Genomic DNA, 20790 nt, shown 5'->3' with positions numbered 1-20790 from the left:
ACCCAAAGCACACCAGCAAGCCCAGACCCTCACAGGCCAGCCATGAATACCGATCACCGCAAACACCTCGCAGGCAGCACGCTCGACTACTTCGATGCACGCGCCGCAGTCGATGCCATCCAGCCCGGCGCCTACGCCACGCTGCCCTATACCTCGCGCGTGCTGGCCGAAAACCTGGTGCGCCGCTGCAACCCGGCCACGCTCACCGATTCGCTCAAGCAGCTGATCGAGCGCAAGCGCGACCTTGATTTCCCCTGGTTCCCGGCACGCGTGGTCTGCCACGACATCCTCGGCCAGACCGCATTGGTCGACCTGGCGGGTCTGCGTGACGCCATCGCTGACAAGGGTGGTGATCCGGCCAAGGTCAACCCGGTGGTGCCGGTGCAGCTGATCGTCGATCACTCACTGGCCGTTGAATGCGGTGGCTATGATCCGGACGCGTTCAACAAGAACCGCGCCATCGAAGACCGCCGCAACGAAGACCGCTTCCACTTCATCGACTGGACCAAGCTGGCCTTTGAGAACGTCGATGTGATTCCGCCGGGCAACGGCATCATGCACCAGATCAATCTGGAGAAGATGTCGCCGGTGATCTACCATCAGGGCGGGGTGGCCTTCCCGGATACCTGCGTTGGCACCGACAGCCATACACCGCACGTGGATGCGTTGGGCGTCATCGCCATTGGTGTTGGCGGCCTGGAAGCCGAGAACGTGATGCTGGGCCGCGCCTCGTGGATGCGCCTGCCCGACATCATCGGCGTCAAGCTGACCGGCAAGCCGCAGCCGAACATCACCGCCACCGACGTGGTGCTGGCGATCACCGAGTTCCTGCGCAAGGAGCGCGTGGTTGGCGCTTACCTGGAGTTCTTCGGCGAAGGCGCCGCCGCACTGACCATTGGTGACCGCGCCACCATCTCCAATATGTGCCCCGAATACGGCGCAACCGCGGCGATGTTCTACATCGACCAGCAGACCATCGATTACCTGCGCCTGACCGGCCGCGAGGAAGCGCAGATCGCTCTGGTCGAGAACTACGCCAGGACCACTGGTCTGTGGGCGGACGCACTGGAAACCGCGCAGTACGAGCGCGTTGTTGAGTTCGACCTGTCCAGCGTGGTGCGCAACATGGCCGGCCCCAGCAATCCGCACAAGCGCCTGCCGGTGTCGGACCTGGCCGAGCGCGGCATCGCCGACGAAGCCAAGCTGCTCAGCGGCAAGGGCGAGGAGGCCGAAGGCCTGATGCCGGATGGCGCGGTGATCATCGCTGCCATCACCAGCTGCACCAATACTTCAAATCCGCGCAATGTGATTGCCGCCGCGCTGCTGGCGCGCAACGCCAATGCGCGCGGCTTGACCCGCAAGCCGTGGGTGAAGTCGTCGCTGGCGCCGGGCTCCAAGGCCGTGCAGCTCTATCTGGAAGAAGCCGGACTGTTGCCGGACCTGGAGAAGCTGGGCTTCGGCATCGTCGCCTTCGCCTGCACCACCTGTAATGGCATGAGCGGCGCGCTCGACCCGAAGATCCAGCAGGAGATCATCGATCGCGACCTGTACGCGACCGCAGTGCTGTCGGGCAACCGCAACTTCGACGGCCGCATCCACCCGTATGCCAAGCAGGCCTTCCTGGCCTCGCCGCCGCTGGTGATCGCCTATGCCATTGCCGGCACCGTGCGCTTCGACATCGAGAAGGACGTGCTGGGCGTGGATGGGCAGGGCAACGAAGTGCGCCTGAAGGACATCTGGCCGAGCGATGCCGAGATCGATGCAGTAGTGAAGGCGGCAGTGAAACCGGAGCAGTTCCGCAAGGTCTACAACCCAATGTTCAACGTGCGCGTTGAGCATGGCGAGAAGGTCAGCCCGTTGTACAACTGGCGCCCGCAGAGTACCTATATCCGCCGCCCGCCGTATTGGGAGGGTGCATTGGCCGGTGAGCGCACGCTGCGCGGCATGCTGCCGCTGGCGGTGTTGCCGGACAACATCACCACCGATCACCTGTCGCCTTCCAACGCCATCCTGCTGTCCAGTGCCGCGGGTGAGTACCTGGCCAAGATGGGCCTGCCCGAAGAGGACTTCAATTCCTACGCCACCCACCGCGGCGACCACCTCACCGCGCAGCGCGCCACGTTCGCCAATCCCAAGCTGTTCAACGAGATGGTGCGCAACGAGGACGGCAGCGTGAAGCAGGGCTCGCTGGCGCGGGTGGAGCCGGAAGGCAAGGTCATGCGCATGTGGGAAGCGATTGAAACCTACATGGAGCGCAAGCAGCCGCTGATCATCATTGCCGGTGCCGATTACGGCCAGGGCAGCTCGCGTGACTGGGCCGCCAAGGGTGTGCGCTTGGCCGGTGTTGAAGCGATTGCCGCCGAAGGTTTCGAGCGGATTCACCGCACCAACCTGATCGGCATGGGCGTGCTGCCGCTGGAGTTCAAGCCGGGCACCAACCGCAACACGCTGGGTATCGATGGCACCGAGAGCTACGACGTGATCGGTCTGCGCACCCCGCGTACCGATCTGACCCTGGTCATCACCCGTCGCAACGGTGAAGTGGTCAGGGTGCCGATGACCTGTCGCCTGGATTCGGATGAAGAAGTGGCGATCTACGAGGCCGGCGGCGTGCTGCAGCGTTTCGCGCAGGACTTCCTGGAATCGGCAAACGCATGACGCCAAAGCCCCTCTCCCGCGCGCGGGGTGAGGGGGCCTGTAAGCGAACCCCTGGTTCGCGGCCCCACGAACGCCCTTGCGCCAGCGCAAGGGCCGGGGCGCGGAGCGGGGGTTTGGGTGAGGGCAGGGGCGGTGCGTGTTGCGTCCGAACCTCCATTTCAAGATCGAAGCAAGGAAGGAAACCCGCACCATGTCCCACATCCCCCAGATCAAGATTCCGGCAACCTACATGCGCGGTGGCACCTCCAAGGGCGTGTTCTTCCGCCTGGAAGACCTGCCGGCCAGCGCACAACAGCCGGGCTCAGCACGTGATCACTTGCTGCAACGGGTGATTGGTTCGCCAGATCCCTATGCCAAGCACACCGACGGCATGGGCGGGGCAACCTCGAGCACCAGCAAGTGCGTGATCATCTCGCCCAGCAGTAAACCCGATCACGATGTGGACTATCTGTACGGACAGGTGTCGATCGACACCGACTTCGTTGACTGGTCCGGTAACTGCGGCAACCTGTCCACCGGTGCTGGCGCGTTCGCGCTGCATGCGGGTTATGTCGATCCCGCACGCGTGCCTGCGAACGGCATCTGTGTTGTGCGTATCTGGCAGGCAAACATCAACAAGACCATCATCGCCCACGTTCCTGTCAGCAATGGTCAGGTGCAGGAAACCGGTGATTTTGAAACCGATGGCGTGACGTTCCCGGCCGCAGAGATCGTGCTGGAGTTCATCGACCCGGCCGATGAGGGCGAAGGCGAGGGCGGCGGCGCGATGTTTCCCACCGGCAACCTGATCGACGAGCTCGATGTGCCGGGTGTTGGCAAGCTGCAGGCGACGATGATCACCGCGGGTATTCCCACGGTCTTCATCAATGCGGCGGACATCGGCTACACCGGAGCCGAGCTGCAGCCCGCCATCAATGAGGACAAGACAGCACTGGCAAAGCTTGAAGCGATCCGCGTCGCCGGTGCATTGCGTATGGGTTTGATCAAGACACCGGAAGAAGCGCTCAAGCGTCAGCACACGCCCAAGGTTGCCTTTGTGGCGCCGCCGCAGGATTACCTGTCCAGCGGCAACAAGCAGATCCAAGCCGCCGACATCGACCTCAATGCCCGTGCCATGTCGATGGGCAAACTGCACCACGCGATGATGGGCACCGCCTCGGTGGCCATCGCCACGGCAGCGGCAGTGCCGGGCACGCTGGTCAACCTGGCCGCCGGTGGTGGTCAGCGTGATGCGGTGCGCTTCGGCCATCCCTCCGGCACGCTGCGCGTTGGTGCCGCGGTCGCGCTGGTGGATGGCCAGTGGACGGTTACCAAAGCGGTGATGAGCCGTAGCGCACGTATCCTGATGGAAGGCTGGGTACGTGTGCCGGGTGACGCGTTCTGAGTTTTCTCGTCTTACCGGTACAAACGGTAAAAACTGTGAGGGCCGCTGAAATCAGCGGCTCTTTTCTTTTCGCGATATTGGAAACTCGAAGGGAGCAGGTAGCGCACAGCGGACCACCTTCCAGACAAATCGTCTGCAAAAGGGCGCATCGCTACACAAGCCCTTACACACCAGCTGGTTATACTCCGGCGATCTGCGGGAGGACGCCATGGGTAACAGGATGTTGAAGCGTATTCGTTGGGCTGCGGCCGCCTTGGTGGCGCTGGCCTTGGTTGCAGGATGCAGCAGGAACGAAACCGGGCAGCTGCCCGGGGCTAGCGGTGAGGCGATCCAGACCAAGCAGGAAGAGGTCAAGGGTTTTGCCATGCTGCGCGCCTACCCGGACCAGAAAAGTGGTGACGGCCTTGCGCTGGCGGTGGAATTCTCGCGCCCGCTGGTCGGTACCCAGGATTTCGACAAGCTGCTGCGCTTCGAAGAGAAGGTCGGCAACGAGGACAGCAGCTGGTCGCTGTCCGATGACGGCAAGACCCTGCGCTATCCCTATGTGGAGGCGGCCAAGGAATACACGCTGATCATCTCTGCCGACCTGCTGGCCGCTGATGGCAACCGGCTGGGCACGGAAGTGAAGCAGAAGGTGTTCACCGGTGAGCTGGATCCTGCGGTTGGGTTTGCCTCGCAGGGCAGCGTACTGCCAGCCCGCGAGAGTCGCGGCCTGCCGGTGGTATCGGTGAACGTGGCCGAGGTGGATGTCGAGTTCCTGCGCGTGCGCGAAAAGGACCTGCCCAACTTCTTCAGCCAGTACCAGCGCGGCGGCCGCCGTGGCAGCTGGGAGCTGGATAGCGAATACAGCGACAGGACCCCACTCAACCAGCTGGCCGAGCCGGTCTACGTCAACCGCTTCATCCTTGGCGGCAAGCAGAACGAGCGGGTGCTGACGTACCTGCCGATCCAGGACGTGAAGGAGCTGCAACAGCCCGGCCTGTACTTCGCGGTGATGAAGCGCACCGGCAGTTTTGACAGCGAGTTCGATACCTCGTTCTTCACCGTCAGTGATATCGGCCTGCATACCCGCGCCTACAAGGACAACCTGTTCGTCCATACCGCTTCATTGGCCGACGGCGCGCCGGCCAAGAAGGTCGAGCTGAAGGTCATCGACGCCAAGGGTGAGGTCATCCTCAAAGGCCAGACCGACGGCAACGGCAATGCGCTGCTCAACTACACGTTGGATGCCGCCCACGTGCTGGTCGCCAGCAGCGGCAGCGATACCACCATGCTGCCGTTCAACCAGCCGGCGCTGGACCTGAGCGAGTTCGCTGTGGCCGGGCGCCAGAACGCCAACTTCGATGTGTTCGCCTGGTCAGGACGTGACCTGTACCGACCTGGCGAGACCGTTCGTATCTCCGCGCTGCTGCGCGACAACGACGGCAAGACCCTGGCCGGGCCGGCCACCGGCGGCCAGCCGGTGTTCCTGCGGCTCAAGCAGCCGGACGGCAAGACTTTCCGTGAAACCCGCCTGCAGCCGGGCGAGCAGGGCTATTTCGCGTTCGAGCAGATCATCCCGGTGGAAGCACCAACCGGGCGCTGGACCGTCGAGTTCCGCACCGATCCGGCCAGCAAGGAGGCGGTGCAGGGCATGACCCTGCGCATCGAGGAATTCCTGCCCGAGCGGATGAAGCTGGACCTGGCCAGCGCACAGAAGACGCTGAAGCCGGGCGAGGCGCTGAAGCTGCAGGCCGATGCGGCCTATCTGTATGGCGCACCGGCCGACGGCAACCGCTTCACCGCGCGTCTGGCGGTGGCGGTGGAACAGCACCCGGTCGAGTCGATGCCGGGCTGGTTCTTCGGCGACCCGACCGTGCAGCTGCCGCGCGAAGCCAATGACGTGATCGATACCACCCTGCCCAAGGACGGCAAGCTGCGCGAAGACGTTGCGCTGCCGGCCGAGGCGGGCAAGGCCACCACCGTGGCAGCGCTGCTGTCCGGCAGTGTCTATGAAACCGGTGGCCGCACCGTTACCCGTACCTTGAAGCGAGTGATGTGGCCGGCACCTGCGCTGGTCGCCCTGCGCCCGCTGTTCAACGACACCGACGGCGCGGATGCCAACGCCAATGCCCGCTTCGAGCTGATGCGGGTGGATGCCGACGGCAAGCCGCAGCCGGCCAAGGGTCTGAAGGTCACCTTGGTGCGCGAACTGCGCGACTACCACTGGACCTATACCGACAACCGTTGGGACTACGACTTCACCCGCCGCTTCGAGAACAAGGAAACCCGCACCGTCGATGCAGGTGCCACCTCGGCCCGCTTCGATTTCCCGGTGGAGTGGGGCGAGTACCGGGTGGACGTGTTCGATCCGGCCACCGGCCTGACCATGCGCTATCCGTTCCGTGCTGGTTGGAGCTGGGACGATCAGAACCGTGGGCTGGATGCACGGCCTGACAAGGTCAAGCTGTCGTTGGACAAGACCGTTTATCGTGCCGGCGACACCGTCAAGGTCACGCTGACTCCGCCGCATGCCGGCCGTGGCGTGCTGATGGTCGAAAGCGATCGCATGCTGTACGTGCAGGACATCGATGCCAAGCCGGGCAGCACCTTTGAAATCCCGGTGACCAAGGACTGGGAGCGGCACGATGTCTACATCACCGCACTGGTGTTCCGTGGTGGCAGTGCGCCCAGCAAGATCACCCCGGCGCGTGCTGTCGGCGTGGCGCATGTGCCGATGGACCGCCGCGACCGGCGGGTCGCGGTCGGTTTGATCGCGCCCAAGCAGATGCGTCCGGAGCAGCCGATGACGGTCACCGTCAGCGCGCCCGAACTGGCCGGCAAGCCGGCGCACGTCACTGTCTCGGCGGTCGACGTGGGCATCCTCAACATCACCCGCTTCCCGGTACCGGATGCGCCCGGGCACTTCTTCGCGCAGCGTCGGCTGGGCGTGGATGCCTATGACATCTACGGCCGCGTGATCGAGAGTTTCGAGGGCAATAGCGGCAAGCTGAAATTCGGCGGCGACATGGCCTTGGCGGCACTGCCGCAGGCCAAGCGGCCGACCGCACGCGTGCAGACCGTGGACCTGTTCTCCGGCCCGGTGGCGCTGGATGCCAAGGGCAATGCGCGGGTGCAACTGCAGGTGCCGGATTTCAACGGCACCTTGCGCGTGTCGACGATGGTTTATTCGGCCGACCGTTACGGCAACCGTGATGTGGAAACGCTGGTGCGTGCGCCGATCCTGGCCGAAGCCAGCATGCCGCGGGTGATGGCGCCGGGCGACCGCAGTACGGTCACCCTCGACGTGCAGAACTTCACTGGCAAGCCTGGTGAGTTCAATGTGCGTGTGGACGGCGAAGGCCCGCTCGGCATTGGCGAACCGACCCGCACGGTGCAACTGGCGGCGGATGCCAAGAGCACGCTGAGCTTCCCGCTGACCGCGCAGGAAGGCTATAGCGTGGCCAAGGTGCGGGTGCGTGTTGATGGCAATGGCTTCAAGGTGGATCGCCGCTACGACCTGCCAGTCCGAGCAGCGTGGCCGTCGGTGCTGCGCTCGCAGACCCGCACATTGGATCCGCTGGCGCCGATCAACTTGGACAGCAGCTTCGCCAATGGTTTGATGAGCGGCTCGGTCAATGCGCGCATGCTGGTCAGCGCTTTGCCGCCGATACCGTTTGCCTCGGCCCTGCAGGGTGCGTTGAACTACCCCTACGGCTGCGCCGAGCAGACCACCAGCAAGGGCTATGCAGCGCTGATGCTGGATGAGGCCACATCGGCGATGCTAGGGGCCGATGGTCTGGACGCCAAGGTCCGCCGCGAGCGCATGGAAGGCGCGTTCGGCCGACTGGCTTCGATGCAGGTGTCCAACGGAAACTTCTCGATGTGGGGCGATGACGACTACATCAATCCGGCACTGACGCCGTATGTGGCCGAGTTCCTGCTCGACGCCAAGGATGCAGGCTTCGCGGTGCCGGAGAACGTGCTGCAGAAGGCATTGAACCGGATCAGCGAAGACCTGCTCAGCGGCGGCAACCAGTTCTATGGCAGTGATCGCCGCGACGGTTTGAAGTTCGCCAACCAGGCCTATTCCGGCTATGTGCTGGCACGGGTCAATCGCGCACCGCTGGGTACGCTGCGCACGCTGTGGGACAACGAACGGAGCAAGGCGGTGACCGGCTTGTCGCTGGTGCATCTGGGTGCGGCCCTGGCGATCCAGGGTGACAGCAAGCGTGGTCAGGCGGCGATTGCAGCGGGCTTCGCCAAATCCAGTACGGACCGCCCCGAATACTTCGGCGACTACGGCAGCCGTCTGCGCGATGAAGCCTTGATGATCGCGTTGCTGCACGAGCGCGGCCTGTCCAAGCCGGAGTACGACGCACGTGTGATCGATCTGGGACGTACTCTGGATGTGCGCCGCGGCAATGGCTTGATGTGGTTGAGCACGCAGGAGCAGGTGGCGCTGGCGCGGCTGGGCAAGGCCTTGATGGCCAACCAGAAAAAGCTGGTGTCCGGTGAGCTGGCGGTGGGCGACAAGGTCGAGAGCATCAGTGCACGCAAGGCCTTTGGTCGCGTGTTTGACACGGTGCAGCTGGCACAGGGCGTGCGTTTCTCGCCGCAGGGCGAGGCGCCGATGTTCGCCAGCCTCGACGTTGCTGGCATTCCGCGTCAGCCTCCGGCACCGGACAACAGCGTGATCGGCATCGAGCGTTCCTGGTTCGGCACCGACGGCAAGCCGTGGACGCCGCGTCCGTTGAAGGAAGGCGAGGCCTTGATCGTGCGCCTCAGTGTCACCGCCAACTCGAACATGCCCGATGCGCTGCTGACCGACCTGCTACCGGCCGGCCTGGAGATCGAGAACTTCAACCTCGGCGATGCCAAGCAATGGGCCGACGTGGTGGTGGGCGAGGTCAAGGTGAGTGACCGCTCCAGCGCTGCCGACGTCAAGCACGAGGAGTTCCGCGACGACCGCTATGTGGCTGCATTGAAGCTGTCGCGTGGCAGCACCGCGCACGTGTTCTATCTGGTGCGTGCGGTCACTCCTGGCACGTACATGGTGCCGCCGCCGCTGGCCGAGGACATGTACCGCCCCGACATGCGCGGCGTGGGCCGTTCCAGTCCGAGCACCATCACGGTGGTGCAGCCGTAACCGGCTCCTGCTCCCTCCCTTTGCCAACGGCAAGGGGAGGGCTGGGGAGGGGTAAGCTCTTACGCGGCCAAGCCGTTCCGCCCCAGCTCCACAGGCAATGTCTGAAGAATCATCCCCATTGAAAACGCGCGCCTCCCGGCTGAAACACGTCGGCACCCGCGTGCGCACCATCTTCACGCTCCGCAACCTGCGCTGGGCGCTCGCCGCCCTGCTGACATTGCTGCTGGTGCTGGACCTGGCATTCCCGCTACCACTACCGAGATCACGCGATACCAGCACCTTGGTGGTCGCGCGTGACGGCACGCCGCTGCGCGCCTTCGCCGATGCCGAAGGCGTGTGGCGTTACCCGGCAGACGCGAAGACCATTTCGCCGCTGTACCTGCAGGCCTTGTTGACCTACGAAGATCGCTGGTTCTGGCGCCACCCCGGCATCAACCCGTGGGCGCTTGCACGCGCCGGCAAGCAGATGCTGCTGGAACGGCGCATCGTCTCCGGCGGTTCCACGCTGACCATGCAGGTCGCGCGCATCCTCGATCCGCATACGCGTACGCCCTGGGGCAAGGTCAAACAGCTGCTGCGCGCGTTGCAGCTGGAACTGCATCTGAGCAAGGCGCAGATCCTCGATCTGTACCTGGAGCGCGCACCCTACGGCGGCACCATCGAAGGCGTGGAAGCGGCCAGCTGGGCCTATCTGGGCAAGTCGGCCACGCATCTGTCGCAGGCCGAGGCCGCATTGCTGGCGGTGCTGCCACAATCCCCGAGCCGGCTGCGCCCGGATCGCCATCCCGAGGCCGCGCAGCGCGCCCGCGACAAGGTGCTGGAACGCATGGCTGAACTCAAGGTGTGGTCGGCCGATGATGTGGCCGACGCGCGTATCGAGCCGGTGGTCGCGCGTTCGCTGCAGCAGCCCCTGCATGCCGCCTTGCTCGCGCAACGCATGCGTAGCAGCTATCCGCGTGTGCCGCAGATCGAAACCAGCATCGACAGCGGCCTGCAACGCACGCTGGAAGAACGTGTCTCTTCCTACTTCTCACAGCTGCCCGAACGCACCTCTGCCGCACTGCTGGTGATGGACAACACTACGCTGGAGGCGCGCGCCTATGTCGGCTCGGTCACTTTCGCCGACAAGGCGCGGCTCGGCCATGTGGACATGGTGCAGGCCTGGCGTTCGCCCGGCTCAACGCTCAAGCCGTTCCTGTATGGCATGGCGCTGGACGACGGCCTGATCCATTCGGAGAGCCTGATCGTCGATGCGCCGCAGAGCTTTGGCGGCTACCGGCCCGGGAACTTCGATGCGGCATTCAACGGTCCGGTTGGTGCGGCCACCGCATTGCGGCTGTCTTTGAACGTGCCGTCGGTGGATCTGCTGGATCGGGTTGGTCCCTCGCGTTTTGCCGCTCGGCTGGGCAATGCAGGAATCAATCTGCGCTTTCCGCATGGCACCCAGCCGAGCCTTGCGCTGATCCTTGGCGGCACCGGCGCGCGCCTGGAAGATCTGGTCGGTGCCTTCTCCGCACTGAACCGCGAAGGTATAGCCGGTCGCGTGCGCTACACGCCGAAAGATCCGCGCATCGAGCGGCGGCTGGTTTCACCGGGCGCGGCTTGGATCGTGCGTGATGTACTCGAATCCAATCCTCGTCCCGGCTATGGCGTCGGCACGTTCGATACTGGTAATCGCCCACGCGTGGCCTGGAAGACCGGCACCAGCTACGGCTACCGCGACGCCTGGGCGATCGGCAGCACCCGCTCCTACACCGTCGGCGTCTGGGTTGGCCGTCCGGATGGCACGCCGTTGCCTGGCCAGTACGGTGCGGTGACGGCCTTGCCGCTGATGTTCGAGGTCATTGACAGCTTGCCGCGACAGGCCGGTGACAACGCGGTACGTGCTCGGCCGGACAGTGTCAGTGAAGTCGAGATATGTTGGCCGCTGGGTATTGCCGCCGAGCAGACCCCGCCTGCGATGTGCCAGCGCCGCTTCCCTGCGTGGGTGCTGGATGGTGTGGTGCCGCCAAGCTTCCCTGAGCGCGAGGCAAGGTTCTGGCAATCCGGGCGCATGCGCTTCCAGGTGGATGCAAAGAGCGGCCAACGGTTGTCGCCCGGTTGCGAAGGCCATTCGCAAATCGAGGATCGCGAGGTCGCGCGTTGGCCGGCGATGGCTTCGCCTTGGCTGACCGTGGCGCAACGGCAGGCGCAGAGCCTGCCGCCACTAGCATCGGACTGCGCCGATGATGGTCGGCAATCCGATGGTGTACTGCACATCGAAGGCTTGAATGATCTGGCCACGCTGGCGCGCCCGCCGGGTGCACAGCACGGCCCGCGCCTGCAGCTGCGCGCGCTAGGCAGTGAAGCAACGATCGAGTGGCTGTTGGATGGCCGTTGGATTGCGCAGACCCAGGGCAACCGCACCTTTACTCGTGACTTCAATGATGCCGGCGAACACACGTTGACCGCATTGGCATCCGACGGCACATGGACGCGCGTACGCTTCCGCGTAGTGAACTAACAGCCATGTAGTGCCGAGCCATGCTCGGCAGGGGCTTTCCAAGCAATCATCAACATTGTGGGGGCGGCGTAAGCCGCGAAGCAACAAATGAATCAGGTTGCAGAGATCCCTGCAATTTCATCGGTGTCAGCTTCGCGGCTTGCGCCGCTCCTACAACGTTCGGACTGCTGGCAAAGCCCCAGCCGAGCATGGCTCGGCTCTACCCAGCCTCCGGCTTACTCGCCGATCCAGCCTTCCAGTAGATCGGCGAACTCGTCAGCATGCTCCTCCTCCTGCGCCAAGATTTGCTCAAGGATGCGCTTGGTGGTGGTGTCCTTGTCGCCGATGAAATTGATCATCTCGCGGTAGCTATCGATGGCGATGCGCTCGGCGATCAGGTTCTCGCGCACCATGTCGCGCAGGTTGCCGCCTTCCTTGTACTCGGCATGGGCGCGGGCGGTGAGGGTGTCCGGATTGAGGTCGGGCTCGCCGCCCAGCTGCACGATGCGTTCGGACAGCAGGGCGGCGTGTGCCTGCTCCTGCTGCGCGTGCTCCAGGAACTCGGCCTTGACCGAGTCGGCCAGCATGCCTTTGGCCATGTAGTAGTGCCGGTAGTAGCGCAGCACGCACACCCATTCGGTGGCCAGCGCGTCATTGAGCAGTTTGATCACCGCTGTGCGGTTGGCACTGTAGGTCGGCGTTACCGCGCCGTCCTCGATGCTCTTGCGCGCGTTGGCGCGCAGGGTTTTCCGATCAGTGATTCCTGCCAACTGCGTGGTGGACTTGGCGGCGGGCTGCTTGCTCATGGCTGGCCTTTCCTTCTGTTGAACCCCTAGGTGGGGAGATGGGCGAGCACGTGCTCGGCCCCGGATACCTCGAATTGTCCAGGCTGTTCGATGTAGGTGGCGCGGACCACGCCGTTCTCGATGTACAGCGCAAAGCGACGCGAACGAATGCCCATGCCGGACGCGCTGGCATCCATTTCCAGACCGAGCGCACGGGTGAAATCGCCATTGCCGTCGGACAGCATCTGCAGCCCATCCGGCACCGACTGGCTCTTTGCCCAGGCCTGCATCACGAATGGATCGTTGACCGCCATGCAGAACACTTCGATGCCGCGGTTGCGGAAGTCCTCGAAGTGCTCGACGTACCCCGGCAGGTGGCGGGCCGAGCAGGTTGGAGTGAACGCCCCAGGTACTGCGAACAGCACGGCCTTGCGGCCATCGAACAATGCGTGGGTGTCGATCGTTTCCAAGCCTTCGCGCAGGCGCTTGAGGGTCACTTCAGGGATGCGATCGCCAACGTTGATGGACATGCAGGACTCCTAGACTGAATTTAAGTTTAAAGAGACGGTGGAAGCACCGCGTCAACAGCTTGAAAAGGCGGTCTTCACACAATACGTCCTTGGCATGGGAAAGGCAGTGCCATTCCGGCAAGCCAGTCCCCCACATCTTGCAGGAGGACATCATGAGCATCGTACGTTACCGCCAGTGGCCGACCCAGTCCGAGATTCACCAGTTGTTGTCGCCATTGCTTGAAACCGTCACCGGCAGCGCCGCCTCCGCATGGGTGCCGGCAGTCGATATCCGCGAGGAAGCCAACCGCTTCGTCGTATCGGCCGACCTGCCCGGCGTTGACCCCGCAAACATCGAAGTGCAGATGGAAAAGGGTGTGTTGACCATCAGCGGCCAGCGCAGCGCGCCGGAACTGGCCGAAGGCCAGCGACTGACCCGCAGCGAACGCGGCCAGGGCGCCTTCAACCGTCGTTTCGTGCTGCCCGACAGCGCCGATGCCGAAGGTATCGTCGCCCACAGCCACAATGGCGTGCTGGAAGTGCGCATTCCCAAGCGCAGTGAGGCGGCACCGCGCCGCATCCAGGTGGTGCAGGGCCAGCCCAACGCCTGATGGCGTGAGCGAACTTCCACCTGCGCAGGCACCGTGGCCCGGTAGAATGGGGCCACGGCGCCTGCCGATTGCACGATGGCCCGTTGCCGCAAGGTGTCGGGCCAGCTTTTTTTTAGAGGTGTGAGGATGGAATTCAAGGATTACTACGCCACGCTTGGGGTTGAAGCCAGCGCCGGTGATGCCGAAATCAAGACGGCCTACCGTCGGCTGGCGCGCAAGTACCACCCGGACGTAAGCAAGGAAGCCGGCGCCGAGGAGAAATTCAAGGCAGTCAACGAGGCCTATGAGGCGTTGCGCGACCCGGCCAAGCGCAAGGCCTACGACCAGCTGCGTGCGCAGGGCTATCGCCCGGGCGAGGAATTCAATGCCCCGCCGGGGTTTGGCGGCGGGCAGGGCTTTGATTTCGAGGAAGTGTTCGGTGGCGGCAATGCCAACGGTGGTTTCAGCGATTTCTTCGAGAGCCTGTTTGCCCGCCAGCGCGGTGGCGCAGGTGCGGGTGGACGGCGTCCAGGGCCGGGTTTCGGTGGTGCCGGCCCGCAGCCGATGCGCGATACCCGCGCAAAGCTGTCGGTGCCGCTGGAGGCTGCCTACAACGGCGATAGCCTGCGCATCACCGTGGACGGTCGCCAGCTCGACGTGCGTGTGCCCAAGGGCATTCGTCCGGGCCAGGTGATCCGTCTGAGCGGGCAGGGCAGCGGCGGCGGTAATTTGATGCTGGAAGTCGAATACGCCTCGCACCCGCAGTTCGAGGTGGATGGCCGCAATATTCTGTACACCTTGCAGGTGACGCCGTGGCAGGCCGCCCTGGGAACCAGCATCAGCGTGCCGACGCTTGGTGGTTCGGTGGAGCTGAAGGTGCCTGCCGATTCGGACAGCGGCCGCAAGCTGCGCCTGCGTGGCCGTGGTTTGCCGGGCAAGCCCGATGGCGACCAGATCGTGGAGTTGGAAGTGATTGCGCCGGTGGCTACCAATGAAGAGCAGCGCAAGGCCTATCAGGATCTGGCCAAGGCGTTTGGCGAGGGCTGAGTGCGGTTTGGTTTGCGTTGTTGCTGTTGAAGAGAAGCGGGCTTTGCCCGCTTTTCTTTTTCCTTTGGTTTACATCTTTAGCTAGAAGCCTCCCCTCACCCCAACCCCTCTCCCGTAAACGGGAGAGGGGCTAGTGCACTAGCAGCCGACGTGATCGGAGCCCCTCTCCCGCTTACGGGAGAGGGGTTGGGGTGAGGGGAAGCTTCTAGCAAGCAAACCCAAAGCAAACCCAAAGCAAACCCCAACCGCCAAAAACAAGAAAGGCGGGCAAAGCCCGCCTTTCCAAACAGCTTTCCCCAAGAAAGCAGCATCACCCAACCGGCGGCGCCTCGGCACTGAACACCTGAGCGATCACTGCCGACAGATCGTCTTCGGTAAACGGTTTGGTGATGTAAGCCTTCGCGCCCTGGCGCATGCCCCACAAACGATCCGTGTCCTGATCCTTGGTAGTCACCAGGATCACCGGAATGTGCTGCGTGGTCGCCTCGCGGCGCAGTGTACGGGTGGCCTGGAAACCATTGAGGTTCGGCATCACCACGTCCATCAACACCAGGTCCGGCAGCACCTGCTTGGCAACCTCCACCCCAGCGGCGCCATCAGTTGCGGTGAAAATCTCATGCCCCAGCTTTTCCACAATGCGCTGGATGCCCATCAACTGCGATGGTGAATCGTCGACGATCAGGATACGCGCCATGTTTTTCCCCAAGTAGTGGCGGCAGTGTAGTGCTGGCGCGCCGCCGGCGTGAAGTGACGCGCCTCACGCCGGGGCGACTTGTGGCCGATATCAGTCGATTCTTACGACGGTGCGGCCGAAGGATTTGCCGTCCAGCATCGTCGCGAACACCTCGGGCAGGCCGTCCAGGCCGACTTCGCGGGTACAGATGCGATCCAGGTGGCGCGGCTTCCAGTCACTGCCCAGACGCTGCCAAACCTGCTCGCGGATGTCGCGGGCGGTGCCGGCCGAGGCCACGCCGAGCAACGAGACGCCGCGGATGATGAAGGGCATCACCGTCATGTCCAGCTCGCCGGAGGCGGCCAGGCCGGCCGAAGCCACGTTGCCATAGGGGCTGGTCTGCGCCAGCAGGCTGGTCAGCATGCTGCCGCCGACGTTGTCCAAGCCGCCGCCGAAGCGCGCCGATTCCATTGGTCGGGTGGTGGCGAGGGCGTCGCGGCCGAGGATCTGGCTGGCACCGATGGCGCTCAGGTACTCCGCTGCCTCGGCCTTGCCGCTGATCGCATGCACCTCGTAGCCGGCCTGGCTGAAGATATCCACCGCCAGTGAGCCGACCCCGCCGGTGGCGCCAGTAACGGCCAGCGGGCCGTGGGCTGGCGTCTGCCGGTTGTCGCTCATGCGCAGCAATGCCAGCGCGGCGGTGAAGCCGGCCGTGCCCAGCACCATTGCCTCGCGCAGGCTGAGCTGGGCCGGCAGCGGGATCACCCACTTGGATTCCAGGCGCACGTACTGGCTGTAGCCGCCGTCGCGGGTCTCGCTCAGGCCGCAACCGGTGGTCAGGACCTGGTCGCCTTCACGGAAGGCCGGGTCGCTGGAGGCGACAACCTCGCCTGCCACGTCGATACCGCCTACCAGCGGGAAGCGGCGCAGGATCTTGCCCTTGCCGGTACCGGCAAGCGCGTCCTTGTAGTTCACCGACGACCAGCGGGCGCGGATCACCACCTCGCCCGGGCTCAGCTGGTCCAGGCCCACTTGTTCAGGGCCGCTGCGGTAGCCCGCGTCGTCGTTGTGGATGCGGAAGGCGGTAAACGGGGCGGTAGCGGACATCGGTAGGCCTGCGTCGGAACGGGGGAGTGCAACCATAACTGTTGTGAAATGGCTGGTCTGCCCTTATTCCTATTCAGAGCAGGCGCCGATCGGGGCCTGCACGGATACCGCGGGACCGGTCATGGCTGGGATCCGCACTGCAGGATCAAACACTTGGCTTGCTGATCGGCGGGCAAAACTTTCTGTTCAGGTAGCCCCGAACCTGTTCAGAGTCTGCCTTGTTAGAATCGGGATTCGATAGATGGTCAGGTCCTTGGCGGGAACCCCCGCTGCCTGGCCCTTACAGATGGAGCATGCATGGCCTGGAATACACCCGGCGGCAACAGCGGTGGTGGTGCGGACAACAACCGCGCGCCGCGTACGCCACGTGGCGGCAATGGCGGAGGTTGGGGTGGTGGACTGCCCGGGCCGCTGCGCGACCTGTTTGATGGTGGTATCTGGCGCTGGGTGCTGGTCGCATTGGGTCTGCTGTTGTTGTTCTCCAGTTTCCAACTGATCGGCGAACAGCAGCGCGGCGTGGTCCTGCGCTTCGGCGAGTACTCGCGCATTCTGCAGCCTGGCCCCAACTTCAAGCTGCCGTGGCCGCTGGAATCGGTGGTCAAGGTCAACGCAACGCAGATCAAGACCTTCAGCAGCAACGTGCCGGTGCTGACCCGCGACGAAAATATCGTCAACGTGTCGGTCAACGTGCAGTACCGCGTGGACGACCCGCGCGAGTATCTGTTCGGTACCGTCGATGCTGACCAGATGCTGGAACAGTCCGCACAGAGCGCTGTGCGTGAGCAGGTCGGCCGCGCCGATCTGAACACCGTTTTGAACAACCGTGGGCCGCTGGCGGTGGTTGCCGAGCAGCGTCTGCAGGCTTCGCTCAAGGCTTATAAGACCGGCCTCAGCGTGACCGGCTTGACCCTGCCTGACGCGCGTCCGCCGGAAGAAGTGAAGCCGGCGTTCGACGAGGTCAACGGTGCACAGCAGGTCAAGGAACGTCTGATCAACGAAGCCCAGGCTTACGCCGCCAAGGTTGTACCGGAAGCGCGCGGCCAGGCCTCGCGTGCCCGTACCACCGCCGAAGGTTACAAGCAGGCCATCGTCGCTCGCGCCGAGGGTGACGCACGCCGTTTCACCCTGCTGCAGGGTGAGTACAAGAATGCGCCGGACGTCACCCGCAAGCGTCTGTGGCTGGAAACTGTGGAACAGGTGCTGGCCGAGAACCGCAAGGTCATCGGTGGTGACGGTCGTCAGCTGATCTACGTGCCGATGCCGGCTGATGCGGGCAAGAGCTCGGCTGCGCCGCAGCTGACCCCGGAAATGGTGGCACCGGCATTGCCGGCGGCAACCGACAGCATTCGCAACGCGGACCGTTCGGTCTCGCGCTCGGCATCGCGTGAGGAGGCCGGCCGATGAAAAATTCAGTCGTTATCGGCGTAGTCGTCGCAGTGTTGCTGGGCCTGCTGGGCTCGGTCTATGTGGTGCGTGAAGACCAGACCGCGATGGTGCTCAACCTGGGCAAGGTGGTGCGTGCCGACATCAAGCCGGGCCTGCACTTCAAGGTGCCGCTGGTTGAAACCGTGCGCGTGTTCGATCGCCGCTTCCAGGTGTTGGATACCGCCCCGGCGCGTTACTTCACTGCCGAGCAGAAGGACGTCAGCGTCGACTTCTTCGCCATTGGCAAGATCTCCGACGTGCGCGCCTATTACCGCGCCACCGGCGGCGACAGCAAGATCGTCAACGCCCGCCTTGCGCCGATCATCACCGACTCACTGCGTAACCAGATCAACTCGCGCACTTTGCAGGCGCTGGTATCCGGTGATCGTGGTGAGCTGATTGCCGGCCAGCTGAAGTCTATCAACGAGGCAATTGCGGCCTTGGGCATGGAGATCATCGACCTGCGCATCAAGCAGATCGATCTGCCGACCGACAGCCAGGTGATCGCCGACGTCTACGAGCGTATGCGCGCCCAGCGTAAGCAGGAGGCCGCCAAGTTGCGCGCCGAGGGCGAAGAGCAGTCGTTGACCATCCGCGCCCAGGCCGACCGCGAAAGTACCGTGATCGTGGCTGAAGCCGAGCGTGATGCGCAGCAGCTGCGCGGTGAAGGCGATGCCTCGGCCGCCTCCATCTACGGCAAGGCTGGCTCGGCCGATCCGTCGTTCTACGCCTTCTACCGCAGCCTCGAGGCGTATCGCTCGTCGATGACCGACGGCAACGGCGTGATCGTGCTCGACAAGAACGACCCGTTCCTGCAGTACATGAAGAGCGATCGCTGATCGCCTTGCTCTAGCCCTTGCTTTAGCCCTCTCCCGCCTGCGGGAGAGGGGTTGGGGTGAGGGCAGCTTGCGAGCTGAGGGTAAGGGGCGAGACGTCCCTGATTCCTTTTTTTATTCGATGGGCTTCGCCCGCACCCTCATCCGCCCTACGGGCACCTTCTCCCGCGGGGAGAAGGCAATGGCGATAGCGCATGCAAGACCTCTTTTCCGCCCTCTGCCTCGTGGCCATCATCGAAGGCCTGTTCCTGTTCATCGCGCCGCTGGCGTGGAAGCGGATGGCCGCGCAGATGCTGGATCAACCTGCTGCCTCCCTGCGCGGAATGGGCGCTGCGGCACTGTTCATCGGCCTGGCAGTCCTTTGGTGGGTCCGCCACTGAACCAAACCCTGACGCCCATACCAACCTGCAGCCTCGGGGGTGGTAGCTGTCAGTCAAAACCCGGATAATCCACAAAAGCCGGTCGGGCTTGCTCCTCTTGGAGTGCCCCGTTCGGCTTTTTCCGTGTATGGCCCTGGCGTTTGCCGGATGCTCCCCGATGGGGTGTCCATGATGGCGGACTGCAGCGCAGCGCACGGCCCCGTCCGCGGCCCCGATGGCCGCAGCAAATTCAGGAGTTACCCGTCATGGGTCAATCAGTTGTTGTTCTCGGCGCCCAGTGGGGCGATGAAGGCAAGGGCAAGATCGTCGATCTGCTGACCGAAGAAATCGGCGCAGTTGTTCGTTTCCAGGGTGGTCACAACGCTGGCCATACCTTGGTCATCAACGGCAAGAAGACCGTCCTGCACCTGATCCCGTCTGGCATCCTGCGCGATGACGCGCTGTGCCTGATCGGCAATGGCGTGGTGATTTCCCCGGCCGCCCTGCGCAAGGAAATCGAAGAGCTGGAAACGGCTGGCGTTGAAGTGCGTTCGCGCCTGAAGATCTCGCCGGCAGCGCCGCTGATCATGCCGTACCACATCGCCCTGGATCAGGCGCGTGAGAAGGCTGCTGGTGGCAAGGCCATCGGCACCACCGGTCGCGGCATCGGCCCGGCCTATGAAGACAAGGTTGCACGTCGCGGCATCCGTATCGCTGACCTGCATTACCCGGAACAGCTGGCTGAAAAGCTGCGTACCGCGCTGGATTACCACAACTTCGTGCTGACCAAGTACCTGGGCGTGGAGCCGGTCGATTTCGACACCGTGTACCAGGAAGCACTGGCCTTCGGCGAATACGTCGAGCCGATGAAGTCCGACGTTGCCGGCATCTGCCATGACCTGCGCAAGCAGGGCAAGCGCGTGCTGTTCGAAGGCGCCCAGGGCGCACTGCTCGATATCGACCACGGCACCTACCCGTACGTCACCAGCTCCAACACCACCGTTGGTGGTGCACTGGCCGGCGCCGGCGTTGGCGCCGATGCCATCGACTACGTGCTGGGTATCGCCAAGGCCTACGCTACCCGCGTTGGCGGCGGTCCGTTCCCGACCGAGCTGGACGATGAAATCGGCCAGGGCATCCGTGACCGTGGCGCCGAGTACGGCGCTTCGACCGGCCGTCCGCGTCGCTGCGGTTGGATGGACATCGTCGCGCTGAAGCGCGCTGTGGCCATCAACGGTATTTCCGGCCTGTGCATCACCAAGCTCGACGTGCTCGACGGCATGGAAAAGCTGAAGGTCTGCATTGCCTATGAATACCGTGGCAAGCGTTCGGAATACGCCCCGCTGGACGCACAGGGCTGGGAAGAATGCACCCCCGTGTACCTGGAGTTCCCGGGCTGGACCGAAAATACCCATGGCGTGACCGAATGGGACAAGCTGCCGCCGGCCGCACGTGCCTACCTGCGCGCGCTGGAAGAACTGGCTGGCTGCCCGGTGTCGATCGTCTCGACCGGCCCGGACCGCGACCACACCATGGTTCTGCAGGATCCGTGGGGCTGATAGCGCCGCGGTGATGTAACAGACAACGCCTCGCGAAAGCGGGGCGTTGTCGTTTCGGGGCATTACCGACAAGGCCCAACCCGTAGTGCCGACCCATGGTCGGCAGAGGGCGTTACCGATAAAGCCCAGCCTGTAGTGGGGGGGGGGCGGGGGGGGGGGGGGGGTATGGCTTTCGCGGCCGCGCGCACCGACTCAGGGACCCCGACCGCCCGAGAGCGCAGACAGAGCAGGGCAGTGGGCCCCCCAGC

General features: G+C 64.0%; 14 protein-coding genes. 10 read left to right on the top strand and 4 right to left on the bottom strand.

The genetic code is table 11. From position 1 onward, the window contains the following. Positions 1–42: 42 nt before the first annotated feature. The 4 genes from acnD to pbpC all read left to right on the top strand — a co-directional run bounded on the left by acnD (position 43) and on the right by pbpC (position 11673). Entirely contained in the window at positions 43–2658 is a 2616-nt protein-coding gene (gene acnD / locus ACVOK8_RS09855; protein WP_481566646.1) for a Fe/S-dependent 2-methylisocitrate dehydratase AcnD, read from the top strand. A 190-nt stretch (positions 2659–2848) separates the two neighbouring features. Continuing rightward, the gene (gene prpF, locus ACVOK8_RS09850; RefSeq protein ID WP_481566645.1) at positions 2849–4042 is read left to right on the top strand and encodes a 2-methylaconitate cis-trans isomerase PrpF; all 1194 of its coding nucleotides are present in this window, start codon (positions 2849–2851) and stop codon (positions 4040–4042) included. Positions 4043–4250: 208 nt separating this feature from the next. Beyond that, positions 4251–9170, top strand: a complete 4920-nt coding sequence (locus ACVOK8_RS09845; protein WP_481566644.1) for an alpha-2-macroglobulin family protein — start codon at positions 4251–4253, stop codon at positions 9168–9170. A gap of 160 nt (positions 9171–9330) precedes the next feature. Continuing rightward, positions 9331–11673 (top strand): penicillin-binding protein 1C, encoded by a 2343-nt coding sequence (gene pbpC / locus ACVOK8_RS09840; protein ID WP_481566665.1) that lies wholly within the window; start codon positions 9331–9333, stop codon positions 11671–11673. Positions 11674–11888: 215 nt separating this feature from the next. Here pbpC and ACVOK8_RS09835 read toward each other — a convergent pair whose 3' ends face one another. Together ACVOK8_RS09835 and ACVOK8_RS09830 are read right to left on the bottom strand one after the other, a co-directional pair. Further along, positions 11889–12458, bottom strand: coding sequence for a ferritin-like domain-containing protein (locus tag ACVOK8_RS09835; RefSeq protein WP_481566643.1), 570 nt, complete (start codon positions 12456–12458; stop codon positions 11889–11891). A gap of 26 nt (positions 12459–12484) precedes the next feature. Continuing rightward, positions 12485–12967 (bottom strand): redoxin family protein, encoded by a 483-nt coding sequence (locus ACVOK8_RS09830; protein WP_481534261.1) that lies wholly within the window; start codon positions 12965–12967, stop codon positions 12485–12487. 152 nt (positions 12968–13119) lie between these two features. Between ACVOK8_RS09830 and ACVOK8_RS09825 the strand changes: the two genes are divergently transcribed. Continuing rightward, positions 13120–13557 (top strand): Hsp20/alpha crystallin family protein, encoded by a 438-nt coding sequence (locus ACVOK8_RS09825; protein ID WP_481566642.1) that lies wholly within the window; start codon positions 13120–13122, stop codon positions 13555–13557. 126 nt (positions 13558–13683) lie between these two features. Next, positions 13684–14583 (top strand): DnaJ C-terminal domain-containing protein, encoded by a 900-nt coding sequence (locus tag ACVOK8_RS09820; RefSeq protein ID WP_481566641.1) that lies wholly within the window; start codon positions 13684–13686, stop codon positions 14581–14583. Between the two features lie 310 nt (positions 14584–14893). Here ACVOK8_RS09820 and pilH read toward each other — a convergent pair whose 3' ends face one another. After that, positions 14894–15277 (bottom strand): twitching motility response regulator PilH, encoded by a 384-nt coding sequence (pilH, locus tag ACVOK8_RS09815; RefSeq protein ID WP_481566640.1) that lies wholly within the window; start codon positions 15275–15277, stop codon positions 14894–14896. Positions 15278–15367: 90 nt separating this feature from the next. After that, a complete protein-coding gene (locus ACVOK8_RS09810; RefSeq protein ID WP_481566639.1) occupies positions 15368–16363 on the bottom strand; it encodes a YhdH/YhfP family quinone oxidoreductase in 996 nt (331 codons plus the stop codon). A gap of 297 nt (positions 16364–16660) precedes the next feature. On the opposite strand from ACVOK8_RS09810, the gene hflK reads away from it, so the two are divergent. The 4 genes from hflK to ACVOK8_RS09790 all read left to right on the top strand — a co-directional run bounded on the left by hflK (position 16661) and on the right by ACVOK8_RS09790 (position 20542). Further along, positions 16661–17767, top strand: coding sequence for an FtsH protease activity modulator HflK (gene hflK / locus ACVOK8_RS09805; protein ID WP_481536487.1), 1107 nt, complete (start codon positions 16661–16663; stop codon positions 17765–17767). After that, positions 17764–18627, top strand: a complete 864-nt coding sequence (gene hflC / locus ACVOK8_RS09800; RefSeq protein WP_481517068.1) for a protease modulator HflC — start codon at positions 17764–17766, stop codon at positions 18625–18627. Before hflK ends, hflC begins: the two co-directional genes overlap by 4 nt. A gap of 191 nt (positions 18628–18818) precedes the next feature. Beyond that, the gene (locus ACVOK8_RS09795; RefSeq protein ID WP_303747084.1) at positions 18819–19004 is read left to right on the top strand and encodes a DUF2065 domain-containing protein; all 186 of its coding nucleotides are present in this window, start codon (positions 18819–18821) and stop codon (positions 19002–19004) included. A 245-nt stretch (positions 19005–19249) separates the two neighbouring features. Next, on the top strand, positions 19250–20542 hold the full coding sequence (locus ACVOK8_RS09790; protein WP_481511078.1) for an adenylosuccinate synthase: 1293 nt from the start codon (positions 19250–19252) through the stop codon (positions 20540–20542). The last annotated feature ends 248 nt before the right edge of the window (positions 20543–20790 follow it).

It is taken from the genome of Stenotrophomonas sp. STEN083, from assembly GCF_056759195.1.
This window is presented reverse-complemented; position numbering and strand designations above follow the sequence as displayed.

What these genes read in the sequence shown, in the direction of transcription:
- acnD (WP_481566646.1), top strand. Translation starts at nt 43, where the DNA reads ATGAATACCGATCACCGCAAACACCTCGCAGGCAGCACGCTCGACTAC.
- prpF (WP_481566645.1), top strand. Translation starts at nt 2,849, where the DNA reads ATGTCCCACATCCCCCAGATCAAGATTCCGGCAACCTACATGCGCGGT.
- ACVOK8_RS09845 (WP_481566644.1), top strand. Translation starts at nt 4,251, where the DNA reads ATGGGTAACAGGATGTTGAAGCGTATTCGTTGGGCTGCGGCCGCCTTG.
- ACVOK8_RS09835 (WP_481566643.1), bottom strand. Translation starts at nt 12,458, where the DNA reads ATGAGCAAGCAGCCCGCCGCCAAGTCCACCACGCAGTTGGCAGGAATC.
- ACVOK8_RS09830 (WP_481534261.1), bottom strand. Translation starts at nt 12,967, where the DNA reads ATGTCCATCAACGTTGGCGATCGCATCCCTGAAGTGACCCTCAAGCGC.
- ACVOK8_RS09825 (WP_481566642.1), top strand. Translation starts at nt 13,120, where the DNA reads ATGAGCATCGTACGTTACCGCCAGTGGCCGACCCAGTCCGAGATTCAC.
- ACVOK8_RS09820 (WP_481566641.1), top strand. Translation starts at nt 13,684, where the DNA reads ATGGAATTCAAGGATTACTACGCCACGCTTGGGGTTGAAGCCAGCGCC.
- pilH (WP_481566640.1), bottom strand. Translation starts at nt 15,277, where the DNA reads ATGGCGCGTATCCTGATCGTCGACGATTCACCATCGCAGTTGATGGGC.
- ACVOK8_RS09810 (WP_481566639.1), bottom strand. Translation starts at nt 16,363, where the DNA reads ATGTCCGCTACCGCCCCGTTTACCGCCTTCCGCATCCACAACGACGAC.
- hflK (WP_481536487.1), top strand. Translation starts at nt 16,661, where the DNA reads ATGGCCTGGAATACACCCGGCGGCAACAGCGGTGGTGGTGCGGACAAC.
- hflC (WP_481517068.1), top strand. Translation starts at nt 17,764, where the DNA reads ATGAAAAATTCAGTCGTTATCGGCGTAGTCGTCGCAGTGTTGCTGGGC.
- ACVOK8_RS09795 (WP_303747084.1), top strand. Translation starts at nt 18,819, where the DNA reads ATGCAAGACCTCTTTTCCGCCCTCTGCCTCGTGGCCATCATCGAAGGC.
- ACVOK8_RS09790 (WP_481511078.1), top strand. Translation starts at nt 19,250, where the DNA reads ATGGGTCAATCAGTTGTTGTTCTCGGCGCCCAGTGGGGCGATGAAGGC.